Source organism: Bartonella sp. AA126HLJHH, assembly GCF_042197425.1.
In the GTDB taxonomy this organism is placed as follows: domain Bacteria; phylum Pseudomonadota; class Alphaproteobacteria; order Rhizobiales; family Rhizobiaceae; genus Bartonella.
Genome location: NZ_JBHIRU010000035.1, coordinates 1 through 7,580, shown reverse-complemented (window position 1 = coordinate 7,580; position 7,580 = coordinate 1). Strand labels below are relative to the sequence as shown.

Sequence of the window (7,580 nt, the reverse complement as noted above, 5' to 3'; positions counted from 1 at the left end):
ATGAAGTTTGAGACATTGAATTATGCTATTCAGGATGTTCGGAAAGAAGCAAGACAAGCTGCTGCTATTGGTCTAGCAGTATCTAATTTAAGCTATGACGATACACCGGGAAAATTAAGTTTTTCACTTGGTACGGGTGTATGGCGCAGTCAATCTGCACTTGCTATTGGAGCTGGTTATATGTCTGAAAATGGAAGATTTCGCTCTAACGTATCTGCAACGAGTGCTGGGGGACATTGGGGTGTAGGTGCTGGATTTAGGGTAACACTGAATTAACAATAGAAAATTCGAAATAAATTTTCCTTCTCTTATCAAATGCGTTACATGTGCCATTTAAAGAGAAGGAAAGTTATTTTCATCATAAATGAATAGCAATAGAAGATAAGGGCGTATTTCGAGTAAAAATATATTTTTTATTGTGAAATTTTATATCAAAAAATCATTTATCACCTCCAAAAGGAATTATTTGAGTAATCGATATTTATTTTTAAGAAAGTTTTGCCTTCTTGTCTCATCAGACAAGGGTGAAAATTTTATAAGAAGTGATATTTTACACAGAAATTCATAGAGTAGTATACTTGTAAAGTTTTATAATTGTATTCTGTAATAATAATCTTAGTGGGACTAATTTTAGTTACAGTGAAGCATTTTAACAAAAAACTACAAATGCCAGAGGGATGTTTTCATATAAATTAACAGACTACGTGTAACCGCACAATATTTGAAAACTATACAGTTTATAATTTTATAATAGAATATCCACTAGGGGTATTTTTAAAGAAATAAAAAGTCTCATTTTTTCCTTGCTATTTTTTAATAATCTGTATAGAGTGCGAAAAATTAATTAAAAGAAACTAGAAATCTTCTCGCAAAGCGGGGTGCGGTAAGTTATGGCAAAATTACAAAATCACAATCATCTAATCTCAAAGAGCTTTAAGAGATACAAATATAAAACTCAGGGATATCTCGCTTATTTTCACGACAAAAGCACAATAACCCTACAAAAAACGCTCTAAATTACTCAACAAACAGCTTAACTCCCTTCCGCAATAAACATTTTATTGCCTCTTAAACACACAACCCCTAATAATAGTACACAAATATGTTTTTTCTACACTTTTTTCACCTTTCTTCACCTTTAAATTTAAAGGCTCTGCTGAAGAAAAACACCCCTCCTTAAAGGGGGATAAATAAAAACCACATTAATTGGACTATCGATCAACGTCGACTTCTATCTCATTGATATCTTAGATAGTCCTCTTCCGCATTATGACAACCCTAATCTTTTATAAAACAAGAAAAAACAATCTCTGGAGCTTAGTAGCACCGGAATATGTCTTTTTGATGTTTTAAATATCTTTTTTTACTTAGAGGATTTATTATGAAAAAAATATATACCACACCACACACGCTAGCAGTGAGTAATTTAAAAAATTCTTGCTCGTCTTATCGATTACCTTTTATTAAAACGCTTTCATTAGTGTCAGTAGCTGTCTTTTTATCAAATGCTTCTCCTGTTTTTGCTTGTGATCTTTGGGGTAATGTAGCACAGTATTTTGGCGGAGGTGCAAATATACGTAAAAGTATTGCGCCAACCTATATAATTAGCGGTGGTGTCTATAGAGATGTTGGCTCTGCGTTTGAAAAGGTAAATAGAGAGTTCCAAGGTGTTTATCAGCAGTTTCAGATAATCTCGTCCAATCATCTTGTTCAGCAAAATTCTGCAGGGACTATTACAGTTGGTGCGACCAAAGGCGGCACTGTAGTAGACTTTACAAATAATTCTCGTGCAGCGCGGGTTCTTACTGGTGTTGCTGATGCTGCGCTTAGTCCAACATCGAATCAAGCAGTCAATGGTTCCCAGCTTTATAAATTGGGCTCTGCGATTGCGAAATCTTTTGGTGGTGGTGCTGGATATGATTGCTATGGAGAATGGATAGTTCCTACTTTTACGGTTAACGTCGTTGGGGAAAGTGGTAAGGGAACTGTAAAGCACTATAAAAATGTTGCGGATGCATTTACTGGCGTGGGTGATTCTTTTGTAAATCTTAATAAAAAGGTTGAAAATTTATTCCTTAGTGCGATCGGGGATCAATTTGTTCGCCAAAATTCTGCAGGGGTTATTACAATTGGTGCAAACAAAGATGGCGCTGTAGTAGACTTTACAAATGCTTATCGTGAGGCGCGGGTTATTACTGGTGTTCGTGATGGTGCAGTTAATCTAGTATCGGAGCAAGCGGTCAATGGTTCCCAGCTTTATAAATTGGGCATTGTGGCTATGAAGTCCTTTGGTGGTGGTGCTGACTATCAAGATGGAAACTTGCGTTCGCCTACTTTTACGGTTAAGGTTTTTGATAAGGATGGTAATGGAACTGAAAAGGACTATCATAATGTCGCGGATGCATTTACTGGCGTAAATAGTTCTTTCACGAATCTTGATAAAAAGATCGAAAATATAGTCATTAATGCGGCAGGTGAAAGTCTTGTTAAGCAAGATGCTACATCAGGACTTATTACCATTGGTGGAAAAGTAAGTGGGACTAAGGTAAGTATTGCAAATATTGATAATGCGGTGCGGACTCTTTCGGGTGTTGGCGCTGGTTCGATTGCAGCAACTTCAACTGATGCGATAAATGGTTCTCAGCTTTATTCCATGAGCAATGTAGTTTCAGGCTATTTTGGTGGTGGTGCTGGCTATCAAGATGGAAAATGGAGTGCACCTACCTTTACAGTTAAGGTCTTTGATAAAAATGGTAATGGAGCAGAAAAGGACTATAAGAATGTTGCGGATGCCTTTACTGGCGTAAGTAGTTCTTTCACGAATCTTGATAAAAAGATTGAGAATATAGTCATTAATGCAGCAGGTGATAGTCTTGTTAAGCAAGATGCGGCATCAGGACTTATTACCATTGGTGGCAAAGTAAGTGGAGCTAGGGTAAGTATTGCAAATATTGATAACGCGGTGCGGACTCTTTCTGGTGTTAATGCTGGTTCGATTGCAGCAACTTCGACTGATGCGATAAATGGTTCTCAGCTTTATTCCATGAGCAATGTAGTTGCAGGCTACTTTGGTGGTGGTGCTGGCTATAAAGATGGAAACTGGAGTGCTCCTACTTTTACAGTTAAGGTCTTTGATAAGGATGGTAATGGAGCTGAAAAAAAGTATACTAATGTTGCGGATGCCTTTACTGGTGTAAGTAGTTCTTTCACAAATCTTGATAAAAAGATTGAGAATATAGTCATTGATGGGACAGGTGACAATCTTGTTAAACAAGATGATACCGGACTTATTACCATTGGTGGAAAAGTAAGTGGGGTCAAGGTAAATATAGCAAATGTTGATAATGTGGCACGAACTCTTGCGGGTGTTAAGGCTGGTTCGATTACAGCAACATCGACTGATGCGATAAATGGCTCTCAATTTTATGCCATGAGCAATGTAGTTGCTAGCTATTTTAGTGATAATGCTGGATATGATAAAGATGGAAACTGGAATGCTCCTACTTTTACAGTTAAGGTTTTTGATAGAAATGGTAGTGGGACTGAAAAGAACTATAAGAATGTTGGGGATGCACTTTCTGGTGTAAGTAGTTCTTTTACGAATCTTAATCAAAAGATCGAAAGTGTGGCAGGTGATAGTTTTGTTAAGCAAAATAGCGCTGGGCTTATTACGATTGGTGGAGACAAGGGTGGTGATAGAATAGATATTGCAAACAGTGTTAATTTTCCACGAGTTATCTCTGGTGTTAGGGGGGGTGCATTTACGGCAACATCGACCGAAGCAGTAAATGGTGGTCAAGTCTATCTTATGGCTCAGGCATTTGCAAATTATTTTGGCGGTGGTGCTGGATATGATAAAGAGGGAAACTGGGGTGCTCCTACATTTACAGTTAAAGCCTTTGATAAGGATGGTAATGAAACTGAGAAAAACTATACTAATGTTGCAGATGCGTTTTCTGGTGTTAATAGTGCTTTGGCAGGTTTAAATCATCAGGTTGTTGAGATAAAGAGTAAGCCTGGTATTGAAGAAAAAAATAAGCTCTCTCAAACTGATAGTTCGGATATTATTTCAGAGGGCTTTCCTTTTATGAGAAGCTTACCTAGTGCTTTAGGTAATGTGAAGGTTCCAACTACGATAACTGTTGCTCCTAAATCACCATTAAAACAAGTAAGTTTTATGAATAGTGAAGGTGAAAGCCGGCGTCTTTTTGATATTGCTGCTGGTGAGATTTCAGAAACGTCGACTGATGCTATAACCGGTTCTCAGCTCTATTCGATAAACAACCAGATTGCTACTTATTTCGGTGGTGGTTCTGGATATAAAGGTGGAAATTGGAGTGCTCCGACTTTCACAGTTAAAGCCTTTGATAAGAACGGGAATGAGATTGATAAAGAGTATACTAATGTCGCGGATGCATTTGCTGGCGTTAATAGTGCTTTGGCAGGTTTAAATCATCAGGTTGTTGAGATGAAGAATGGCCTTGGTATTGGTGTAACAGAGGATAAACCACAAGATGGTGATCCTTCGGATGTTATTTCAAAAGGCTTTCCTTTTATGAGAAGCGCACGTTTTCTAAGAAGCTTACCTCTTGCCATAGATGAGGAAGAAAGCGCCATAGATGAGGCGGATAATTCAACCACGGTAACTGTTGCTCCTAGTGAAATTTTAGAAAAGTCAACTTATGAGGTGACTGACAGTCAGTTTTCGCAGATGAGTAACAGGGTAACAGGCGTTGAAAAAAAGGTAGACAGCGTTACAGACAGGGTAACAGAAGTTGAAAAAAAGGTGAATGTTGCGGTTAGCTATGATACCGATGATAGCGGAAAGAAAATCAATAGCATCACTCTAAAAGGTGTCGATGACAGTGAGCCTGTTTTGATTACTAATGTTCAAGATGGAAAAATTGAACATGGCTCTAAGGACGCAGTGAATGGTGGTCAGTTATACGATCATACCGCGGAGCAGATGAAGATTACTCTTGAAAGTGCGAAAAAGTATACGGACGATCAAGTCAATAATGGTGTTAATGAGGCAAAATCCTATACCGATATGAAGTTTGACGCACTAAGTTATGATATTACGAATGTGCGCAAAGAGGCAAGGCAAGCAGCAGCGATTGGTTTGGCAGTCTCTAACTTACGTTACTTCGATGACCCAGGATCTGTGAGTGTTTCATTTGGTGGCGGTTTTTGGCGTGGACAATCTGCCTTTGCGATTGGTGCAGGTTATACATCTGAAGATGGCAAGATTCGTTCTAATCTATCAGCAACCAGTGCTGGCGGTCAGTGGGGTGTAGGTGGTGGAATAACTCTGAAATTAAAATAACACCAGAGAATATGAAAAACTACAATTTAAGCGAAGTTTCGCCCTTGTCTGATAAGACAAGGGCGAAATTTTATATTATAGAGAAGTAATATTTTACAGAGAAGGCCATAGAGTAGTATATTTATAAAGTCTTATAATAATTAAAGTCTTATACCAATGTATTCTATAGTAATAATCTTAGTGAGATTGATTTTAGTAAGAAGTAAAGCACTTTAACAAAAATTTTACAAATACAGAGTAGTACTCTCAGTGCGTAATTGCGCAGTATTTTAAAACTGTACGTTCTATAATTTCATTGATAGAAAATATCCATTGGGGGATACGTTTAAAAATTTAAAAATCCTATTTTATTTATTTGCTCTGTACATAGCAGTAGCAATCATGAGGCACGCAACAGCAGCAATTATTAGTAAGACTCATTTTGATCAAAATGGGACACTTAAATAAAACTATGAAACAGAATCTCTAGACAAGTCTATAGTGCATGGAATCTATGAGTTTTAAAGTTATAAGGATATTTCACGGTTATATAAATCGGAAAGACTCATTCTGTAAAAATAATTAAATTCATTTTCTTCTTGCTATTTCACTCAATAGTCTATAACATCACAAAATATTCTTTAGTAAGACTCATTTTGGCAAAAACAGAAAAATGCTCGCAAGGGGGGGCAGCTGATTATGAACAACACACACAATCATCCTCATTTTGTTCTAAAACTCTTTGAGAGAAAAAATCTAAAGCTTAAGAGTATGCCGCTTATCCCCGCGATAAAAGCGTAATGATTTCACAACAAGTACTCTAAATCATTCAGCCAACAACTTAAACTTTTCCCCTAATAATACCTTACAGCTTCTTAATCATATAAAATGAACTCTTTTACTTTTAAAACTATAAACCGCAGACCTAACAATAGGGTGCAAGTACATCTTCTTCATATCTGTTTTTCACCCTCATCCAGGAGTTTTGTTGCAAAAAAAGCACCCTTCTTAAAGGCGGAAAAAATAAAAAACCCATTAACCACATCGTTTATCAAGATTGATTGCAACCTTGCTAGACTTCTAATTACTTCTGTTCGCCTCTGCGGCAAACTCAAACTTTATAAAGAACAAAAAAAATCACGTCGTTAATCACTCCTAACACTGAAATATGACTTTTTAATGTTATAAATATGTCTTTCCTATTTGGAGAATTTGTTATGAAAAAATTATATACCACATCAAAAGCGCTAGTGGTGAATGATTGTAAAGATTCTTGCTCGTTTTATCGACGGCTTTTTATTAAAGCGCTTTCATTGGCTTCAGTGATTATATTTTTATCAAATGTTTCTCCTGTTGCTGCTGCTACTCAGATTTTAAATAACATATCAAACGACTTTAGTGGTGGTACAAATGCGCTTAAAGGTATACCGCCAGCCTATGTAGTTGGCAGTAAATTGTATAGAGATAGTGGCTCTGCATTTGTGGAGGGGGAGGATGCTCCCAAGAACTTAAGTCTTAATATTAAGTTTCAGACTAAAGCTGCTGTTGATACTGCATTTGCAGGTACGGAAGGTTATAAGAATGTAGAAGGTTATAAAAGTGTTGCGGATGCATTTTCTGGCACTAATAGTGCTTTGGCAGCTTTAAATCACCAGATTGTTGAGATAAAGGAACCCCATGCTATTGGGGAAAAACAAGATAATCCATCTCAAAGTGATGATCAGCATAAGAACACAGGCAGCTTTTCTCTTTTAAGAAGCTTACCCAGTGGACTAGCCCGAGCGGATGATGCAAGTATGATAACTATTGCTCCTACCTCACCATTAACTCAAATAACTATTCGGAATAGTAAAGGTGAGACACGGCGTCTTTTGGGTGTTTCTCCTGGTGAGCTCTCAAAAACGTCAACCGATGCCGTTAATGGTTCCCAGCTTTATACGTTAGGCACTGGGGTTGCAAAATCTTTAGGTGGTAAAGCTAAGTATGAGAATGGCACATGGACAGCTCCGACTTACGAGATCTCTAATGTTTCTGCAGATGGTGATGTGGGAAAGACGAGCTTCAATGATGTTGGTAGCGCCTTTGCGGGTCTTGATACGAGTGTCAAGAATGTGAACACTCATCTGTCTAATGAGGTTAAAAAGTTTGAGGATAAACTAAGTAATATTACTCAAGGGGTTAATGGTGATGCTTTATTATGGAGCGACACTGCACATGCCTTTGTAGCGACGCATGGGGACAGTAAAGAGAACAGCAAGATAACGTCTCTTAAAAA

General features: G+C 37.5%; 2 protein-coding genes and 1 pseudogene. All 3 read left to right on the top strand.

What is annotated here, in order from left to right:
• Positions 1–276, top strand: a 276-nt coding sequence (locus ACFIQC_RS08895; protein WP_375612590.1) for a YadA-like family protein, incomplete at its 5' end; no start/stop codon positions are given.
• Positions 277–1,381: 1,105 nt separating this feature from the next.
• The gene (locus ACFIQC_RS08890; protein ID WP_375707059.1) at positions 1,382–5,326 is read left to right on the top strand and encodes a YadA-like family protein; all 3,945 of its coding nucleotides are present in this window, start codon (positions 1,382–1,384) and stop codon (positions 5,324–5,326) included.
• A 1,196-nt stretch (positions 5,327–6,522) separates the two neighbouring features.
• Positions 6,523–7,580: pseudogene (locus ACFIQC_RS08885) on the top strand (hypothetical protein); the annotation flags it as partial.

Coding starts and splice junctions, on each gene's coding strand:
- ACFIQC_RS08890 (WP_375707059.1), top strand. CDS start 1,382: ATGAAAAAAATATATACCACACCACACACGCTAGCAGTGAGTAATTTA.